Raw genomic sequence first — 17317 nt, forward strand, 5'->3', positions numbered from 1 at the left:
GACGCGGTCACCGACGGGCGTGCGCGGCCCGGCGGCGCCGGGTGGCCCACAGCGCGGCCGCTCCGCCCGCGACCAGGGCGGCGGCCCCGGCCGCCAGCGGGCCGGTGGCACTGCTGCCGCCGGTGCTGGCCAGCTTCTCCGGCTGCTTCTCCGCATGCGCCGTCTGCCCCGTCCCGGCCGGCGGGACGGCGGCGCGCGAGGTGGTGGTGTCGGCGGCCGGCTGGGCGGGGGGCGGGGTGCTCGGGCCGCCGGTGGCGGACGGGCCGGACGACGGCGCGGCGGGCTTCTCACAGCCGACCGACGCGACGGTGACCTTCCCGGTGACCTTGGCGACGTTCAGGTTGAGCGGGTTCACCTCCACCTGTACCTCCAGGGCCGAGGCGGCGGCGGTGGTCGAGGTGGTGGTCTTCTTGGAGAACTCGACCGAGACGCTGCCGATCAGCGGCACGTCCACCGTGGTGGGCCCGTACAGGCCGACGGTGACGGGCTTGCCGAGCACGGTCAGCTTGGCGGGCGCGACCACGTCCGCGGTCGGCTGCCCGTCGACCGGGCAGGTCGCCTCGGCGCTCATCGCCTCCAGGCCGAGCAGCGCGGTGGCCGGCAGGCCGGGGGCGTGCACGTCGGCGTTGACCAGCTTGACGGAGGCGGTGGCGCCCTTGGCGTCGACGCGGGTGACGGATTTGCCGATGTCGGCCTTGACCAGGGTGACCGGCCCCTGCTGGTCGATGCCGTCCACGTTCGCGGTGAGCACCGAGCCGTCGCGCTGCGCCGGCGACTCGACCTTGTTCAGCGCGATGTTCACCGGGACGTCCACCGCGTTGTTCAACAGCTTGACGTCCAGCGCGAGTTCGGCGGTGACGGCGCGGGCTTTGCCTACCGCGGCCGGGGCGGGCGCGGCCGAAGCGGCACCCGGCGCGGCCGAAGGGGCGGCCTGGACGGGCCCGACGGCGAGCGCCGTGAGCGCCGTGCTCACGACCACGACGGCTGCTGCGGAAACGATTCGGCGAGAAGACATGGCGGTACCCCCACACAGGATGAAACGATGAGCCGCCAGTCTTCTCGAACAATCAGTCACACGAGCAACACGGAACGTCATTTCACCCGTTGGAGTGAGATTGACGTTCCGAGCTGACTCGACTCTGCTAGGGCGTCCCAGGCCCGGCTACGGCAGCCGCCAGTCGACCGGCTGCGCCCCCTGCCGCACCAGCAGCTCGTTCGCCCGGCTGAACGGCCGCGAGCCGAAGAAGCCCCCGCTCGCCGAGTACGGGCTCGGGTGCGCCGACTCGATCGCCGGGATGTCCCCGAGCAACGGCCGCAGGTTACGGGCGTCGCGCCCCCACAGGATCGCCACCAGCGGGCCGCCGCGCGCCGCCAGCGCCCGGATCGCCTGCTCGGTGACCTCCTCCCAGCCCTTGCCCCGGTGGGCGGCGGGCTTGCGCGGCGCGGTGGTCAGCGCGCGGTTGAGCAGCAGCACGCCCTGCCGCGTCCACGGGGTGAGGTCCCCGTTGGACGGCTGCGGCAGGCCGAGGTCGGTGCCGTACTCCTGGAAGATGTTGATCAGGCTCGCCGGGATCGGGCGCACCTCCGGCCCCACCGAGAAGCTGAGCCCCACGGCGTGGCCGGGGGTCGGGTACGGGTCCTGCCCGACGATCAGCACCCGCACGTCGGCGAGGGGCTGCTGGAAGGCCCGCAGCACGTTCGGGCCGGAGGGCAGGTAGGTGCGGCCTGCGGCCAGTTCGGCGCGCAGGAAGTCGCCCATCGCGGCGACCCGTCCGGCGACGGGTTCCAGGGCGGTGGCCCAGCCGGGCTCGACGATCTCGTTCAGTGGACGCGGTGCCATGGGCGCCACCCTATCGGCCTACGCCGACAGGGCGTTCAACAGATGATCATGTGACCGAGGGGCGGCCGACAGCCACCGGAAGCCCTGCCCGACCGACCCACCCGAAGCCCCGCCCGACCGGCCACCGGAAGCCCGGTCAGCCGACCGGCCTCCCCCGCAGCACCACCAGACGCGGGTCCGCGAGCACCCGCACGTCCGCCCGCGGGTCCTCCCCGTACACCACGAAGTCCGCCGGCGCGCCCTCCTCCAGCCCCGGCCGCCCCAGCCACTCCCGGGCGCCCCAGCTCGCCGCCGACAGCGCCTCGGCCGGGCTCAGCCCCGCCTTCACCAGCTCCGCCACCTCGTCCGCGACCAGCCCGTGCGCCAGCGAGCCGCCCGCGTCGGTGCCGACGAACACCGGGATGCCGGCGTCGTGGGCCGCGCCCACGGTGTCGTACCGGCGCTCGTGCAGCCGCCGCATGTGCGCCGCCCAGGCCGGGAACTTGCCCTCGCCGCCGGCCGCGAGGTCCGGGAAGGTGGCGATGTTGACCAGGGTCGGCACGATCGCCACCCCGCGCTCGGCGAAGACCGGGATCAGCTCCTCGGTCAGCCCGGTGGCGTGCTCGACGCAGTCGATGCCGGCCGCCAGCAGGTCCGGCAGCGACTCCGCGGAGAAGCAGTGCGCGGTGACCCGCGCGCCCTCCTCGTGCGCCGCCGCGATCGCCTCGGCCAGCGCGTCGCCGGGCCAGCAGGCCGCGAGGTCGCCGCGGTCGCGGTCGATCCAGTCGCCGACCAGTTTCACCCAGCCGTCGCCGCGCCGGGCCTCGGCCCGGACGTACGCGGCCAGGTCGCCGGGCTCGATCTCGTGCGCGTAGTTGCGGATGTAGCGGCGGGTGCGGGCGATGTGCCGGCCGGCCCGGATGATCCGGGGCAGGTCCTCGCGCTCGTCGATCCACCGGGTGTCGGCGGCCGAGCCGGCGTCGCGGATCAGCAGGGTGCCGGCGTCGCGGTCGGTGAGCGCCTGCTTCTCGCTGGTCTCGGCGTCCACCGCGCCGTGCGCGTCCAGGCCGACGTGGCAGTGCGCGTCCACCAGGCCGGGCAGCACCCAGCCGGTCACCGTGCGCACGTCCCCGGCGGTCGGCGGGCGGGTGAAGCTCACCCGGCCGTCCACCACCCAGAGTTCGTCCCGGACGTCCTCGGGACCGACCAGCACCCGACCCCGCACGTGCAGCACCGCGCCATCGCTCATGGCCGCACTCTACCGACGGGCGGGTTCCGTGGAAGCGGCGCGGATGCGGCAGACTCGTTCCGGCACCCACCATCCCGGTCCCGCAGGCGAAAGGTCCAACAGCCGTGAGTCCCTTCCTCGACCTCCCCCCGCTCAGCGCCGCCGAGTTCGCGGCGATCGAGGACAAGGTGGCCGCGCTGCTGCACACCGAGGCCGACGTGATCGTCACCCAGGGCGAGGCGCTCCTCCCCCTGGAGGCCGCGATCCGCGGCGCCGCGCACCCGGGCTCCACCGCGCTCAACATCGTCACCGGCCCGTACGGGCAGACCTTCGGCAACTGGCTGCGCTCCTGCGGCGCGACCGTCGTCGACCTCGCCGTGCCCTTCGACACCGCGGTGAGCGCCGACCAGGTGGCCGAGGCGCTCGACGCCGACCCGACGATCGACTTCGTCTCCCTCGTGCACGCCGAAGCCGCCACCGGCAACACCAACCCGGTGGCCGGGATCGGCGCCGCGGTCCGCGAGCACGGCGCCCTGCTGATGCTCGACGCGGTCGCCTCCGTCGCCGCCGAGCCGCTGCTCACCGACGCGTGGGGCGTCGACCTGTGCGTCATCGGCGGGCAGAAGGCGATGGGCGGCCCGGCCGGGGTCTCCGCCGTCTCGGTGTCCGAGCGGGCCTGGGAGCGGATCGCCGCCAACCCGGCCGCGCCGCGCCGCTCCTACCTGTCGCTGCTGGACTGGAAGGAGCGCTGGACGGACGCCGGCCGCACCGTACTCCCGCACGCCCCGGCCCAGTTGGAGATGCTCGCGCTCGGCGCCTGCCTGGACCGGATCGCCGCCGACGGCCTGCCCGCCGTCATCGCCCGCCACCGCGCCGCCGCGGCCGCCACCCGGGCCGGCGTCCGCGCCCTCGGCACCCTCTCCCCCTTCGTCGCCGAGGACGCCCACGCGGCGCCGGTCGCCACCACCCTGCGCACCCCGGACGGCCTGAACGCGGCGGAGCTCGCCGCCCGTCTCGACCCGGCCCTGCCCGTCCAGCCGGGCGGCGGCGCGCTGGCCGCCACGATGCTCCGGGTCAACCACTACGGCCCGGCGGCCACCCTCGCCACCGTCCGCGCCTGCCTCACCGCCCTCGCCGCGGCGACGGACGCCGACGCCGAGCCCGCCCTCACCGCCGCCGACACCGCCTGGAACGCCACCGCCGTCGCCTGATCGGGTCCCGACCGCGTCGCCCCGGCGAGCCACCACTCGCCGGGGCGACGTTCCGCGCACCGGACATCCCGCCCGATACCGCCCGCCGGGCCGTCCGCATGCAACTCTTCTCCCGTTCGTGGCGTCAAAGTGATGTGGCATCACAACACCCACCCATAACGAACACCGGCACTGCCGACGCCCCCCGCCCGTCCCGCAGCGGGCCGCTCCGGCTGGCCCGCTTCGGCATGGCCTTCCTGAGCGCGAGCGTCGTGTCAGGGGTACTGCTGGCGGGCATCTCCCTACCCCTCGTCGGGGGCGTGGGGCTGACCGCCAAGGGCACGGCCGAGGGCTTCGACGACATCCCCGACGACTTCAAGACGCCGCCGCTGACCCAGGCGACGCTGATCTTCGACGCCAAGGGCGGGCAGATCGCGAAGGTCTACGCGCGGGACCGCACCATCCTCACGGCCGAGCAGATGTCGCCCCTGATGCGGCACGCCCAGGTCGACATCGAGGACGCCCGCTTCTACGAGCACGGCGCCGTCGACCTCAAGGGCATCGCGCGTGCGATCGGCAAGAACGCCGAGAGCGGCACCACCTCGCAGGGCGCCTCGACGCTGACCCAGCAGTACGTGAAGAACGTCAACGTCGAGATCGCCGGGGACGACAAGGACGCCGTCCTGGAGGCCCAGCGCAAGACCCTGGGCCGCAAGATCCAGGAACTCAAGATCGCGATCAAGCTGGACAAGGAGCTGCCCAAGGACCAGATCCTCACCAACTACCTCAACATCACCTACTACGGGAACGGCGCCTACGGCGTGCAGGCCGCCTCCGAGCGCTACTTCGGCAAGAGCAACAAGGACCTGACCGTCGCCGAGGCCGCCACCCTCGCCGGGATCGTGCAGAACCCGTTCCAGTACGACCCGAAGCTGCATCCGGTGGCCGCGCAGAAGCGCCGGGACACCGTCATCGACAAGATGCTGGAGAACAAGCACATCACCGCCGAGCAGGCGCAGGAGGCCAAGGCCTCCCCGCTCGGCCTCGACTACCACGAGCCGCGCAACGGTTGCATCACCGCCCAGGCCGGCATGGGCTTCTTCTGCGACTACGTGAAGCACGTGGTGAAGCAGGACCCGGCCTTCGGAAAGACCGCCGAGGAGCGCACGAAGCTCTGGAACACCGGCGGCCTGAACATCCACACCACGCTGGACCCGGACAAGCAGGCTGCCGCCCAGGGCGCGGTGAGCGGCGACGTGAAGGTCACCGACAGCGTCTCCGCCGCCACCACCATGATCGAGCCCGGCACCGGCAAGATCCTCGCCATGGCCCAGACCCGCCCGTACGGCCTGGTGAAGGAGAAGAACCAGACCACCGTCAACCTCAACGTCGACCTGGCGATGGGCGGCGGCACCGGCTTCCAGCCCGGCTCCACCTTCAAGCCGATCGTCGCGGCCGCGGCCCTGGAGGCGGGCCTGCCGACGACCCAGGAGTACTCGTCCCCGAACAAGCTCGAGTACCCGACCATGAAGACCTGCGAGGGCACCTGGCGCAACGACGGCCGGCCCAAGACGGTGGTGCCCAACGAGTCCCCGAACGAGAAGGGCCCGTACCAGCTGAAGGAGGCCATGGCGCGCTCCATCAACACCTACTTCGTGCAGATGGAGCAGGAGATCGGCCTCTGCGCGGTCAAGCAGATGGTCAACAAGTTCGGCATCACCTCCATGGCCAGCGGCAAGCCCCTCAAGGAGGTGCCCGCGATGGCCCTGGGCGTCGAGGAGATGAGCCCGCTGACCATGGCGAACGTCTACGCGACCTTCGCCGCCGGGGGCACCCACTGCGACCCCGTCGCCATCGACCGGATCACCACGATGGACGGCAAGAACGTGCCCGTCCCGGCCGGCCACTGCGAGAAGGTCATCTCCGACGAGACCTCGAAGGCGATCAACACCATCCTGAACGGCGTGACCGTGGACGGCACCGGCTCCGCGCTCAAGCTGGACGGCAACCGGCAGATCGCCGGAAAGACCGGCACCTCCGACCACAAGAAGGCCGCCTGGTTCAGCGGCTACACCCCCCAACTCGCCGCCGCCGTCTGGCTCGGGGGGCCCGACGGCGGGGTCGAGATGCGCGACATCACCATCAACGGGGAGCACTACGACGAGGTGTTCGGCGCCACCGGCCCCGGGCCGATCTGGCGCGACGCCATGAACCAGGCCCTGCGAGGTGCGCCCAAGCAGAACCTGCCGATGGCCGACATCCCCGACCCGGCCCCCAGGCCCGACCAGAACGCCACCGGAACCGGCTCCGGCACGGGCGCGCCGCCCACCACTCCGGCCGGCCGCCAGCGCTGACCGCTTCGCCGATCCGGTCGGAACATCGAACGGCCCCGGTCGACCGACCGGGGCCGTTCGCGCGCGTACACGAGCCTCAGTGGCCGCCGGCCTCCACCACCTCGACGCCCCGGATGTTCCGCTCGATCTCCTCGGCCGGCAGCGCGACCGCCAGCGCCCAGTAGTAGACGACCAGCGCGAACACCACCACCACACCGATGTCCCACCACAGCGGCAGGTTCCCCTGCGAGCCCTCGCCGAAGGTGCCCTGCCAGGAGATGATCCCCATCCCGACCAGGTAGACCGGCAGCCACTGCCCGGCCTTGAAGTCCATCCGCGGCGCGTTCGGCACCCCCTTCGAGGCGGCGTACGCGGAGTAACCGCCGAGCAGCACGTACCCGATCACGATCGCCAGGCCCAGGCGCCACAGGGTGTCCCAGCCGGACCAGTAGATGATCAGGCTCGCCACCGCGAAGGCCAGCGGCGAGATGATCGTGCCGCCGGTCAGGTGGTACGACCGCTCCAGCGCGGGCAGCCGCTTGCGCAGCACGCCGAAGGCCAGCGGCGCGCCCGCGTACATCAGCACCACGGCCGAGGTGATGAAGCCGACCAGCCGCTGCCAGCTGGGGAAGGGCAGGAAGCAGAGCACCCCGGCGACCCAGGCGATGACCAGGCCCAGCCAGGGCACCGAGTTGCGGTCGGTGTACTGCAGGGCCTGCGGGGCGTAGCCGTTGCGGCTCAGGCCGTAGGTGACCCGCGAGCTGGAGGTGATGTAGACCAGCCCGGTGCCGGCGGGCGAGATGATCGCGTCGATGAACAGGACGGTGGCCAGCCAGCCGAGCCCGATCAGCGTGGCGAGGCCCGCGAACGGCCCGCTGATGCCGGGGTAGGTCAGCGAGCCCCAGCCGTCGGCGAAGGTCTCCGGCGGCAGGGCGCCGATGAACACCACCTGGAGCATCACGTAGACGACCGTGCCGATCACGACCGAGCCGAGGACGGCCCGGGGGATGTCCCGGCGCGGGTTGCGGCTCTCGCCCGCCCACTGGATGGCCTGTTCGAAGCCGAGCAGGGCGAAGATCACGCCGCTGGTGCTGATCGCGGCGAGCACGCCCTTGGCGCCGTCCGGCGCGAAGCCGTGCACGCTGAAGTTGGAGCCGTGGAACTCCGTGATCCCGAGGGCGAAGATGGCCAGGACCGGGACGGCGACCTTCCACACGGTGGCCGCGCTGTTGGTGTGCGCGAGCAGCCGGACGCCGAGGAAGTTGATCGCGACGAACACCCCGAGCAGGACGGCCGCGACCACGAACCCGGCGCCGGTGAGCGTCAGGTTCTTGTTCAGCAGGCCGTCCGCCCAGGACCAGTGCTGGGCGTAGTTGATCATCGCCTGCACCTCGATCGGCGCGATGGTCGCCGCCTGCAGCCAGGTGAACCACCCGAACGACATCCCCGCGAACCCGCCGAACGCGTAGTGCGGGTACCGCGCCGTCCCGCCCGCCACCGGGAACAGCCCGCCCAGCTCGGCGTGGATCAGCGCCAGCAGGATGATCGCCACCGCGCCGATCCCCCACGACAACAGCGCGGCGGGCCCCGCCGCCACCGCCGCCTTCTGCGCCCCGAACAGCCAGCCGGACCCGATGATCGCCCCGACCGAGGCCCACAACAGCCCGATGACACCGACCTCGCGCTTGAGCTCGGTGTGCCCCGAGGCCGCCGGACCCGTGTTCGTATCGGAATGAGCCATGCGCGGCCGCCTCTCACATCAGGGGAAAATCCACCCCGACAGTGCCGCAGCCCCGCCCCCTCCCCCACCCCGAAACACCCGGCACCCCGCCCCCGTCAGCCAGACGGGCGAAGCGCCCCTACCGGCCACGCGCTCAGTACCGCACCTCGGCGAGGTGCCGGAACGTGCGAGCGTCGTCGGCCGGGGTGTCCGCGTCGAGCGTGACGTCTTCCTTGTGTTCGAAATAGAGGCCCCACATGCTGCCGTCGACCCAGACACAGAAAGCGAGGTCCTGGGTCTTCCCCGTCGCCCTCGTGGCCGTCATGTGGCCGCACTTCATGACGCCACCGCGTTCGCCCGGGTCGGCGGTGCTCAGTCCCGTGACGTGCGCGCCGGAGGTCGCCTCGGTGACCACACGGTCGAACACGGCCGAGGGCGAGACGATGGGCAGCTCGCGGACTGCGACGGAGACGGTGCGCGACTTGTCCGAGGTCTGGTAACCGCTGACTTTCACATCGCTGGGGAGCGTCGGTGCCCTGGGGATCCGCTCCGCCGGAACGCTCGGCAGCCCGAGGAAGTCCTCCGGCGGGCTGTAGCGGTACGCGCCGACGTCGGTCGTGTCGTGGGCGAGGGCTGTCGCGAGGGCCGTGACGGCGGCGACCGCGGACACGGTCAGGGTGAGCCAGAGCCGACGGCGCGAGCCCGGCGGTGGGGGCGGGGTCGGGACGACGGGGGTCATGTCCACCAGGACGTCGCCGGTCTGGGGTTGATCTTGATCGGGCATCCGCATATCCGAGCAGGTCAGGGCCGCGGGCGCAAGAGATTTGGCGACGGTCTCGACGGATAGTTCCCCGGGCGTTCATCCGACGGGCACGTGGAACTCACCGGGGGCAGGAAGGCTCCAACGAGAGGGCAAGTTGGCTATACAACTTTGGCCCGAAAGGCCACCGAGGAGGAGACCACCCATGACCGAGCTGCCGCCGTACTGGCTGCGCGACAACTGCCCGTGCGCCGAGTGCCGGGACCCCCGGAACGGGCAGAAGCTGTTCCAGATCGACGACCTGCCCCAGGACCTGGCGGTCGCGGCGAGCACCGAGGCCGACGGACGGCTGGAGGTGCTCTGGTCGGACGGGCACCGCTCCCGCTACCCGCTCTCCTGGCTGGCGGAGGAAGCCGGGGAGGACGGCCGCACCGAGGAGGGCAAGCGGCTCTGGACGGCCGGGGACTTCGCCCGCGGCATCCCCGAGGCGGAGTGGGAGGCCTACCTCGCCGACCCGGCCGAGCAGGCCGCCGTGCTCGCCGCCGTCCGCCGCAGCGGGTTCGCGGTGCTGCGCGGGGTGCCGACGGTGGAGGGGCAGGTGCTGCGGGTGGCGGAGAGCTTCGGCTACGTGCGGGTCACCAACTACGGGGAGCTGTTCGACGTCCGGGTCGAGCCGGACCCGAACAACCTCGCCTTCACCAGCGTCGCGATCGCCCCGCACACCGACAACCCGTACCGCGACCCGGTGCCGACCCTGCAGCTGCTGCACTGCCTGGAGAACTCGGCGACCGGCGGGGACTCCGGGCTGGTGGACGGGTTCAAGGCGGCGGCCGTCCTCCGCGCGGAGTCGCCGGCGGACTTCGAGACGCTCACCCGCACGCCCGTCCCCTTCGTCTTCCGCGACCGCCGCACCGAGCTGCGGGCCGACCGTCCGCTGATCGAGGTGGACCCGCTGGGCCGGATCCGCGAGGTGCGGTTCAACAACCGCTCGATCGGCACCCTGCGCGGCAGCGGCGACCGGCTGAGCGCGTTCTACGCCGCCTACCGCCGGTTCGCCGCGATCACCCTGCGTCCCGAGCTGCAGCTCACCTTCCGCCTCGGCCCCGGCGACTGCCTGGTCTTCGACAACACCCGCCTCCTGCACGCCCGTACGGCGTTCCGGCAGGACGGCCACCGGCACCTCCAGGGCTGCTACGCGGACCTGGACTCGCTGTCCTCCACCCTCGCGGTGCTGCACCGCCGCGCGGCCGCGCTGGACGCGATCGCCGGGCTGTTCGCGGGCGAGGGCGCCGGGGAGTACCTGGGCGAGGAGGTGACGATGGCGGAGCACATGCTGCAGGCCGCGGCCGCCGCCGAGGCCGCCGGGGCACCGGACCACCTGGTCGCGGCCGCCCTGCTGCACGACGTCGGACACTTCCAAGGTGCGCTGCACGGAAGGGATCTGATGCAGGGTCAGGACAACCGGCACAGCCACACCGGCGCCGACTGGCTGGCCCGCTGGTTCGGCCCGGAGGTCACCGAGCCGGTCCGGCTGCACGTGGCCGCCAAGCGCTACCTGTGCGCGGTCGAGCCCGACTACCGTGCCCGGCTGTCCGCGGCCTCGGAGTACACGCTGACCGTCCAGGGCGGCCCGATGGGCGAGCGGGAGGCGCGGGAGTTCGTCGAACTCCCGGGCGCGGTCGACGCGCTGGCCGTCCGACGCTGGGACGAGCAGGCGAAGGCGGCCGGCGCCCCCACCGCCGGTTTCGACCACTACCGCCCGCTGCTGCTCTCCCTCATGCGCTGAGCCACGGCGAAGGCCCCCGCCCCGAGCCGAAGGGGCGCGCCGCGTGTTTCAGTCCAGCTCCCGGGCGTGCCGCGAAAGCGCCGAGGTGGCGAGGGAGTTGTGCACGCTGAAGGCCACCGTGCCCGGCAGGTAGCGGTCCTGGGACCACTCCACCGGGGTGCCGGTCGGGTCGGTGGTGCGCCGCCGCTCGCGCAGCAGCGGGCCGCCCCGGCGGCAGCCGAGCAGCCGGGCGTCCTCGGCGTTGGCGGCGACGATGTCGATGGTGTGGTCGGCGTCGGTGAACAGGATGCCGTGCTCGCGCAGCACTTCGGTGTGCGAGACCACGTCCGCCGGCAGCTCGGCGACGATCTCGCCGACCCGCGGCGGGTAGACGGTGCGCTCGACCATCACCGGCGTGCCGGAGAGCGTGCGCAGCCGGACCGTCACGTACACGTCGGCGCCCGGTGCCAGGCGCAGCTGCTCGCGCTCGACGGCGTCGGCCGGGCGGCGCACCAGCGAGTCCAGGATGCCGCCGGGCTCCTCGCCCATCGAGTACGCCCAGTGCGTGAAGCTGAGCAGTTCGGAGAAGCTCTGCACCCGGGCGCCGCCGAGGACGACCCGGCGGGTGCCGCGGCGGGAGGTGACCAGTCCGTCGGAGCGCAGCAGCGCGAGCGCCTGGCGGACGGTGCCGCGGGAGACGCCGTACTGCTCGGCCAGCGCACCCTCGGCGGGCAGCCGGCCGGCCTCGCCGTACGCACCGGTGGTGATGGCCTCGCGCAGGTCGGCGGCCACCTTCCGGTACAGCGCGCCGGAGCCTCGCTCCTCGGTCGCGGCGGGCCGCTGAGGCTCAGTTGCCACGTCAGTCAATGTCCCTCCTGGGGCGGTGTCCTGCGCAGCGGTACGGGCGCGGACAGCCCGACCCTATCCCGCGGCGCATTCGAAGCATCGCATCGAACGGATCACGCTCCGATGGCCGGATTCGACCGTTCCCGCAGCCGACCCCGGTTCTGAGCCGTCCGTTCACCTTCCCGTCACCGGACTCCGGCGTACTTACCCCCGTCAGCGAAGTTGGCTAGTCAACTCGGACGGTTCCGAACGACTCGGACGGTAACGACTCGGACGGTTCCGAACGACTCGGACGGTTCCGAACGGCTCCGACGCCGGGACGCCCCCCGAACGGCTCCGACGCCCGGACGCCTCCGGACCCGCCACTCGCCAGATCCCCCGATCGAGACGCCCACTCGCAGTTCCCCCTTCTCAGGAGACTGACCCGTGTCCGTGCACCGCGCCCGTACCGCCGCCTTCGCGGCCGTCCTGACCGCCGCCGCGCTCTCCCTCACCGCCTGCGGTTCCGCCGGCTCCTCCGCGAAGTCCGGTGACGCCGCGGGCGGCAAGAACGCCAAGACCGCCACCTCGGCCGCCGACCTCGGCGGCATGGACGCCCTGGTCGCCGCCGCCAAGAAGGAAGGCAAGCTGCACGTCATCACGCTGCCGCGCGACTGGGCGAACTACGGCAAGCTGATGGACGGCTTCAAGGCCAAGTACGGGATCGAGATCGAGGACGAGAACCCGGACGGCTCCAGCCAGGACGAGATCAACGCGGTCACCTCCCGCAAGGGCCAGGACCGCGCCCCCGACGTCGTCGACCTGGGTGCCGCGTTCGCCACCTCCGGCGCCAAGCAGGGCCTGTTCGCCCCGTACAAGGTCGCCGACTTCGCCAAGATCCCGGACACCATGAAGGACGCCGACGGTCTGCGCTACAACGACTACGGCGGCTACATCTCGATCGCCTGCGACGCCAAGAAGGTCTCGGCCTGCCCGAAGACCTTCGCCGACCTGCTGAAGCCCGAGTACAAGGGCATGGTCGCCCTCAACGGCAACCCGACCAAGGCGAACGCCGCGTACAGCGCGGTCATGGCCGCGTCCCTGGCCAACGCCGGTTCGCTGGACAACATCCAGCCCGGCATCGACTTCTTCGGCAAGCTGAAGCAGGCCGGCAACTTCAACCCGGTCGAGGTCACCCCGGCGACCATCGAGAAGGGCGAGACCCCGATCAGCATCGACTGGTCGTACCTGAACGCCGGCTACGCCGAGAAGTTCAAGGACAAGGGCATCGACTGGCAGGTCAGCATCCCGTCCGACGGCGTCTACGCCAACTTCTACAACCAGGCCATCAACAAGGACGCGCCGCACCCGGCCGCCGCCCGCCTGTGGGAGGAGTACCTCTACAGCACGGAGGGCCAGAACGGCTTCCTGGGCGGCTACGCCACCCCGGCCCTGTTCGACGCCATGAAGACCGCCGGCACCCTGGACACGGCCGCCGCCGCCAAGCTGCCGGTCGTCGAGAAGCCCTTCACCACCTTCCCGACCGACGACCAGACCACGGCGGCCAAGAAGGTCGTGACCGAGAACTGGGCCAAGGCGATCTCGGGCTGATCTGACTCATGACTACGGCTCCCACCCCGGTGCCGGCCAGCGCCTCCGCCGCCCAGAGCGGCGGGGGCGCCCCCGGCCCCGCAACCCCCGCCCCCACGGCCTCGGCCCGTACGGCCAAGGCCCCCCGCCCCGGCAGGCGCCGGGCCGGCCGCGGCCGCGCCTGGCTCGCCGCCCTCCCCCTGCTGCTGTTCTTCGTGATCGGCTTCGGCCTGCCGGCCGTCGCGATCGCCATCGGCGCGTTCACCACGTCCTCGGACGCGCCCGACGGCGGCGGCACGTTCACCACCGCCAACCTCACCGCCTCCCTCCAGGGCGCCTACTGGACGGCCCTGTGGGGCAGCGTGAAGCTCTCGCTGCTGACCGCGCTGATCGCCACCGTGGTCGGCCTGCCGCTGGCCCAGGCGGTGGCCACCTCCCGGTTCCGGATGTTCCGCGAGGCGGTGATGTCGGCCTCCGGCGTGCTCGCCAACTTCGGCGGCGTGCCGCTCGCCTTCATGTTCGTCGCCACCCTCGGCAACTCCGGTGAGGTCACCAAGAAGCTCGGCCTGACCGCGCACGGCTGGAGCCTCTACACCTTCTCCGGCCTCTCGGTGGTCTACCTCTACTTCCTGGTCCCGCTGATGGTCATCACCATCACCCCGGCCCTGGAGGGTCTGCGGGTCCAGTGGCGCGAGGCCGCCTACAACAACGGCGCCACCTCGCTGCAGTACTGGCGGCACGTCGCGCTGCCGGTCCTGCTGCCCTCGCTGCTCGGCGGCTTCGTGCTGCTGTTCGGCGCGTCCTTCGCCGCGTACGCCACCGCCGAGGCCATGGTGGGCAGTTCGGTGCCGCTGATCTCGATGCAGATCGGCGACGCGCTGTCCGGCAACGTCCTGGTCGGCCAGGGCAACCTCGCCCTCGCCCTCGGCCTCGACATGATCGTCGTCGCCTGCCTGGTGATGGCCGTGTACCTGCCCCTTCAGCGCCGGAGTGCCAAGTGGCTCGCCTGATCGATCGCATCCGTTTCGGCCGCGGCCTGGTCCTGCTGCTCTGCGGCGTCTACTTCGCCGTACCGCTGGCCGCCTCGCTGTACTTCAGCGTCGACGACAACAAGGGCGGCACCACCTTCCGCGCCTACACCGAGCTGCTGAACGCCCCCGGCTTCACCGACAGCCTGGTGCTCAGCCTGGAACTGGCCGGCGTCACCGTCGCGGTGCTGCTGCTCCTGCTCGTCCCCGCGATGCTCGCCGCCCGGCTCGGCGCGCCCCGGCTGCGCCCGGTGATCGAGGTGCTGTGCTCGCTGCCGCTGGTCGTCCCGGTGGTCGCGCTGACCACCGGCATCATCGGCGTGCTGCGCTGGGGCCCGGACTACCTCCAGGACACACCGTTCTTCCAGACCATCGTGGCGATCCAGGACCCGGGCTTCCCGATCGTCCTGATCATCGCGTACGTGCTGATGGCGCTGCCGTTCGCCTACCGGGCGATCGACGCCGGCCTGCGCGGCGTGGACGTCGTCACCCTGGTCGAGGCGGCCCGCAACTGCGGCGCCGGCTGGCTGCGCGCGGTGCTCACCGTCGTCCTGCCGAACCTGCGCAGCGCGCTGCTGAACGCGGCCGTGCTCACCGTCGCCCTGGTGCTCGGCGAGTTCACCACCGCCTCCATCCTCGGCTTCGCCCCCTTCTCGGTGTGGATCAGCTCCAACGGCAAGAGCGACGGCCAGATGTCGGTCGCGGTCTCCATGCTCAGCCTGCTGATCGTCTGGCTCGTCCTGTTGCTGATGTCCGCCGTCGGCCGCGGCCGCAAGGCCGCGCGCTCCTGAGCGCACCGCCCGTACGGTCCTGAACCACCCCCCGCTTTCCAGGAGTCCCCTGCCATGACCACGGCCCCCGCCCCCGTCACCGGAGTCGCGCTCGCCCCCGGCAGCGCCACCGTCGAGTTCCGCTCGCTGCGCCGCTCGTTCGGCGCCACCACCGCCCTCGACGGCCTGGCCCTCACCGTCCACCCGGGCGAACTGCTCGCCCTGCTCGGCCCGTCCGGCTGCGGCAAGACCACCGCGCTGCGCATCCTGGCCGGCTTCGAGCAGCACGACTCCGGCGAGGTCCTGGTCGACGGCCGGGACATCACCGCGATCCCGGCGCACAAGCGCGACGCGGGCATGGTGTTCCAGTCGTACAGCCTCTTCCCGCACCTGACCGCGCTGGACAACGTCGCCTTCGGGCTGCGGATGCGCGGCTCCGGCAAGGCCGACCGCCGCAAGCGCGCCCAGGAGCTGCTGGAGCTGGTCGGCCTGCCGCACCGGGCCGAGCACTTCCCGCACCAGATGTCCGGCGGCCAGCAGCAGCGCATCGCGCTCGCCCGCGCGCTCGCCCTGCAGCCGCGGGTGCTGCTGCTGGACGAGCCGCTGTCCGCGCTGGACGCCAAGGTCCGGCTGCAGCTGCGCGAGGAGATCCGGCGCCTGCAGCAGGAGCTGGGCATCACCACCCTGTTCGTCACCCACGACCAGGAGGAGGCGCTGTCCATGGCCGACCGGGTCGCGGTGCTGCGCGCGGGCAGGCTGGAGCAGTGCGCCACGCCGTCCGAGCTGTACGGCCGGCCGGCCACCGCCTTCGTCGCCGAGTTCGTCGGCACCATGAGCCGCATCCCGTGCACCCGCGCCTCGGACGGCGTCGAGGTGCTCGGCCGCCGCCACGCGGTGGACGGCGACATCCCGGCCGACGGCGAACTGCACGTGCTGGTCCGCCCGGAGAACGTCTCCCTCACGCCCGCCGAGAACGGCCCGGCCCTGGTGGTCTCCGCGTCCTTCCTGGGCGCCGTCACCCGGCTCACCGTCCGCCTCGACGACGGCACCGAGGTCAAGGCCGACCTGCCGACCGAGGCCACCGCCGCCCTGCCGGCCGGCTCGCGCGCCGAGCTCACCCTGCCGGAGCGCCCCGTGCTGGTGGACCGCCGCCCGGCCTGAGAGCCTTGCACGTCCCTGCTCCGTCCTTGAGAACCACCGAAGGTACCGCCATGCCTGAATCCGCCCTGCCCGAATCCGCCCTGCCCGGAGCCCCGGGAACCCCCGCCGCCGCCCTGCCCGCCGCCGTCCTCTTCGACATGGACGGCACCCTGGTCGACACCGAGCAGCTGTGGTGGCAGACCGCCGCCGAGATCGCCGAGGAGCTCGGCCACCCGCTCACCGACCAGGACGCCCCCGAGGTGCTCGGCCAGGCCGTCGAGCACACCGCCGCCCACCTGCACCGGGTCAGCGGCACCGCGCTCGGCGAGGCCGAGCTCGCCGCCCGCCTGGGCGAGTCCTTCGCCGGCAAGGTCGCCGCGGAGACGGTGCCGCGCCCCGGCGCGCTCGCCCTGCTGGCCTCGCTGCGGGACGCCCGGGTGCCCACCGCGCTGGTCTCCGCCTCCCCGCGCGAGGTGGTGGACCTGGTGCTGTCCGTGATCGGCCGGGACTGGTTCGCCGTCACCCTGGCCGCCGAGGACACCGTGCGCACCAAGCCCGCCCCCGACCCGTACCTCGCCGCCGCCGAGCGGCTCGGCCTCGACCCGGCGGTCTGCCTCGCCGTCGAGGACACCCCGACCGGGGTCGCCTCCGCCAGCGCGGCCGGCTGCGCCGTGCTCGCCGTACCCTCCACCCCGACCCCGATGCCGGACGGCGCCCGGATCACCCTGCTCGGCAGCCTGGAGCAGGCCGATCTCGCGCTGCTCGGGAAGCTCACCGCCGCCCCGGCGGTTTGACACCGACATGCCTTACGTCCTGCTCGCCCTCGCCATCCTGAGCGAGGTCTGCGCCACCAGCTGCCTCAAACTCACCGAGGGGTTCACCCGCCTCTGGCCCAGCCTCGGGGTCGGCATCGGCTACGCGCTCTCCTTCTACCTGCTCGGCCGGGCGCTCAAGCACATCCCGGTCTCGGTCGCCTACGCGGTCTGGTCGGGGGCCGGCACCGCGGCGGTCGCCGGGATCGGCGTGGTCGCCTTCGGCGAGTCGCTCGGCCGGCTGCAGTGGCTGGGGCTCGCGCTGGTGATCGTCGGGGTGGTCGTGCTCAACCTCAAGGGCAGCCACTGACGGCCACCTGACCTGTCGTCAGTTCGC

Annotated in this window: 15 protein-coding genes; 9 read left to right on the forward strand and 6 right to left on the reverse strand. The window is 72.5% G+C overall.

Annotation, left to right across the window (positions count from 1 at the left end; translation table 11 throughout):
- Window positions 1-7: 7 nt before the first annotated feature.
- From ACYP53_RS00920 to ACYP53_RS00930, 3 genes are all read right to left on the reverse strand, one after another.
- Complete coding sequence (locus tag ACYP53_RS00920) at window positions 8-1015, reverse strand: SCO1860 family LAETG-anchored protein (protein WP_459646376.1); 1008 nt, start codon at window positions 1013-1015, stop codon at window positions 8-10.
- A 147-nt stretch (window positions 1016-1162) separates the two neighbouring features.
- Window positions 1163-1840, reverse strand: coding sequence for a uracil-DNA glycosylase (locus tag ACYP53_RS00925; RefSeq protein ID WP_189916339.1), 678 nt, complete (start codon window positions 1838-1840; stop codon window positions 1163-1165).
- Window positions 1841-1976: 136 nt separating this feature from the next.
- On the reverse strand, window positions 1977-3068 hold the full coding sequence (locus ACYP53_RS00930; RefSeq protein ID WP_189916340.1) for an amidohydrolase family protein: 1092 nt from the start codon (window positions 3066-3068) through the stop codon (window positions 1977-1979).
- 104 nt (window positions 3069-3172) lie between these two features.
- Between ACYP53_RS00930 and ACYP53_RS00935 the strand changes: the two genes are divergently transcribed.
- Window positions 3173-4258: a pyridoxal-phosphate-dependent aminotransferase family protein gene (locus tag ACYP53_RS00935; protein ID WP_189916341.1), complete on the forward strand. Its 1086-nt coding sequence runs from the start codon at window positions 3173-3175 to the stop codon at window positions 4256-4258.
- Between the two features lie 251 nt (window positions 4259-4509).
- A complete protein-coding gene (locus ACYP53_RS00940; protein WP_229928611.1) occupies window positions 4510-6591 on the forward strand; it encodes a transglycosylase domain-containing protein in 2082 nt (693 codons plus the stop codon).
- Window positions 6592-6667: 76 nt separating this feature from the next.
- Here the strand turns inward: ACYP53_RS00940 and ACYP53_RS00945 are convergent, their stop codons facing one another.
- Complete coding sequence (locus ACYP53_RS00945) at window positions 6668-8311, reverse strand: APC family permease (protein WP_189916343.1); 1644 nt, start codon at window positions 8309-8311, stop codon at window positions 6668-6670.
- A 133-nt stretch (window positions 8312-8444) separates the two neighbouring features.
- A complete protein-coding gene (locus tag ACYP53_RS00950; RefSeq protein ID WP_459646377.1) occupies window positions 8445-9074 on the reverse strand; it encodes a hypothetical protein in 630 nt (209 codons plus the stop codon).
- A 181-nt stretch (window positions 9075-9255) separates the two neighbouring features.
- Here ACYP53_RS00950 and tmpA point away from each other — a divergent pair, with 181 nt between their 5' ends.
- Entirely contained in the window at window positions 9256-10836 is a 1581-nt protein-coding gene (tmpA, locus tag ACYP53_RS00955) for a 2-trimethylaminoethylphosphonate dioxygenase (protein WP_459646378.1), read from the forward strand.
- A gap of 48 nt (window positions 10837-10884) precedes the next feature.
- Here the strand turns inward: tmpA and ACYP53_RS00960 are convergent, their stop codons facing one another.
- Window positions 10885-11673: a GntR family transcriptional regulator gene (locus tag ACYP53_RS00960; RefSeq protein WP_459646379.1), complete on the reverse strand. Its 789-nt coding sequence runs from the start codon at window positions 11671-11673 to the stop codon at window positions 10885-10887.
- A 414-nt stretch (window positions 11674-12087) separates the two neighbouring features.
- On the opposite strand from ACYP53_RS00960, the gene ACYP53_RS00965 reads away from it, so the two are divergent.
- From ACYP53_RS00965 to ACYP53_RS00990, 6 genes are read left to right on the forward strand one after another with little or no spacing between them, the layout of a single operon-like run.
- Window positions 12088-13251: an ABC transporter substrate-binding protein gene (locus ACYP53_RS00965; RefSeq protein WP_459646380.1), complete on the forward strand. Its 1164-nt coding sequence runs from the start codon at window positions 12088-12090 to the stop codon at window positions 13249-13251.
- Window positions 13252-13259: 8 nt separating this feature from the next.
- Complete coding sequence (locus tag ACYP53_RS00970) at window positions 13260-14240, forward strand: ABC transporter permease (protein ID WP_459646381.1); 981 nt, start codon at window positions 13260-13262, stop codon at window positions 14238-14240.
- Complete coding sequence (locus ACYP53_RS00975) at window positions 14240-15049, forward strand: ABC transporter permease (protein ID WP_373313741.1); 810 nt, start codon at window positions 14240-14242, stop codon at window positions 15047-15049. Before ACYP53_RS00970 ends, ACYP53_RS00975 begins: the two co-directional genes overlap by 1 nt.
- 54 nt (window positions 15050-15103) lie before the next feature.
- Window positions 15104-16189: an ABC transporter ATP-binding protein gene (locus tag ACYP53_RS00980; protein WP_459646382.1), complete on the forward strand. Its 1086-nt coding sequence runs from the start codon at window positions 15104-15106 to the stop codon at window positions 16187-16189.
- 50 nt (window positions 16190-16239) lie between these two features.
- Entirely contained in the window at window positions 16240-16962 is a 723-nt protein-coding gene (locus ACYP53_RS00985; RefSeq protein ID WP_459646383.1) for an HAD family hydrolase, read from the forward strand.
- A gap of 7 nt (window positions 16963-16969) precedes the next feature.
- Entirely contained in the window at window positions 16970-17290 is a 321-nt protein-coding gene (locus ACYP53_RS00990) for a DMT family transporter (RefSeq protein WP_189916352.1), read from the forward strand.
- The last annotated feature ends 27 nt before the right edge of the window (window positions 17291-17317 follow it).

Source organism: Kitasatospora sp. Ki12, from assembly GCF_054601375.1.

What these genes read in the sequence shown, in the direction of transcription:
- ACYP53_RS00920 (WP_459646376.1), bottom strand. Translation starts at nt 1,015, where the DNA reads ATGTCTTCTCGCCGAATCGTTTCCGCAGCAGCCGTCGTGGTCGTGAGC.
- ACYP53_RS00990 (WP_189916352.1), top strand. Translation starts at nt 16,970, where the DNA reads ATGCCTTACGTCCTGCTCGCCCTCGCCATCCTGAGCGAGGTCTGCGCC.
- ACYP53_RS00930 (WP_189916340.1), bottom strand. Translation starts at nt 3,068, where the DNA reads ATGAGCGATGGCGCGGTGCTGCACGTGCGGGGTCGGGTGCTGGTCGGT.
- ACYP53_RS00970 (WP_459646381.1), top strand. Translation starts at nt 13,260, where the DNA reads ATGACTACGGCTCCCACCCCGGTGCCGGCCAGCGCCTCCGCCGCCCAG.
- ACYP53_RS00925 (WP_189916339.1), bottom strand. Translation starts at nt 1,840, where the DNA reads ATGGCACCGCGTCCACTGAACGAGATCGTCGAGCCCGGCTGGGCCACC.
- ACYP53_RS00985 (WP_459646383.1), top strand. Translation starts at nt 16,240, where the DNA reads ATGCCTGAATCCGCCCTGCCCGAATCCGCCCTGCCCGGAGCCCCGGGA.
- ACYP53_RS00980 (WP_459646382.1), top strand. Translation starts at nt 15,104, where the DNA reads ATGACCACGGCCCCCGCCCCCGTCACCGGAGTCGCGCTCGCCCCCGGC.
- ACYP53_RS00945 (WP_189916343.1), bottom strand. Translation starts at nt 8,311, where the DNA reads ATGGCTCATTCCGATACGAACACGGGTCCGGCGGCCTCGGGGCACACC.
- ACYP53_RS00950 (WP_459646377.1), bottom strand. Translation starts at nt 9,074, where the DNA reads ATGCCCGATCAAGATCAACCCCAGACCGGCGACGTCCTGGTGGACATG.
- tmpA (WP_459646378.1), top strand. Translation starts at nt 9,256, where the DNA reads ATGACCGAGCTGCCGCCGTACTGGCTGCGCGACAACTGCCCGTGCGCC.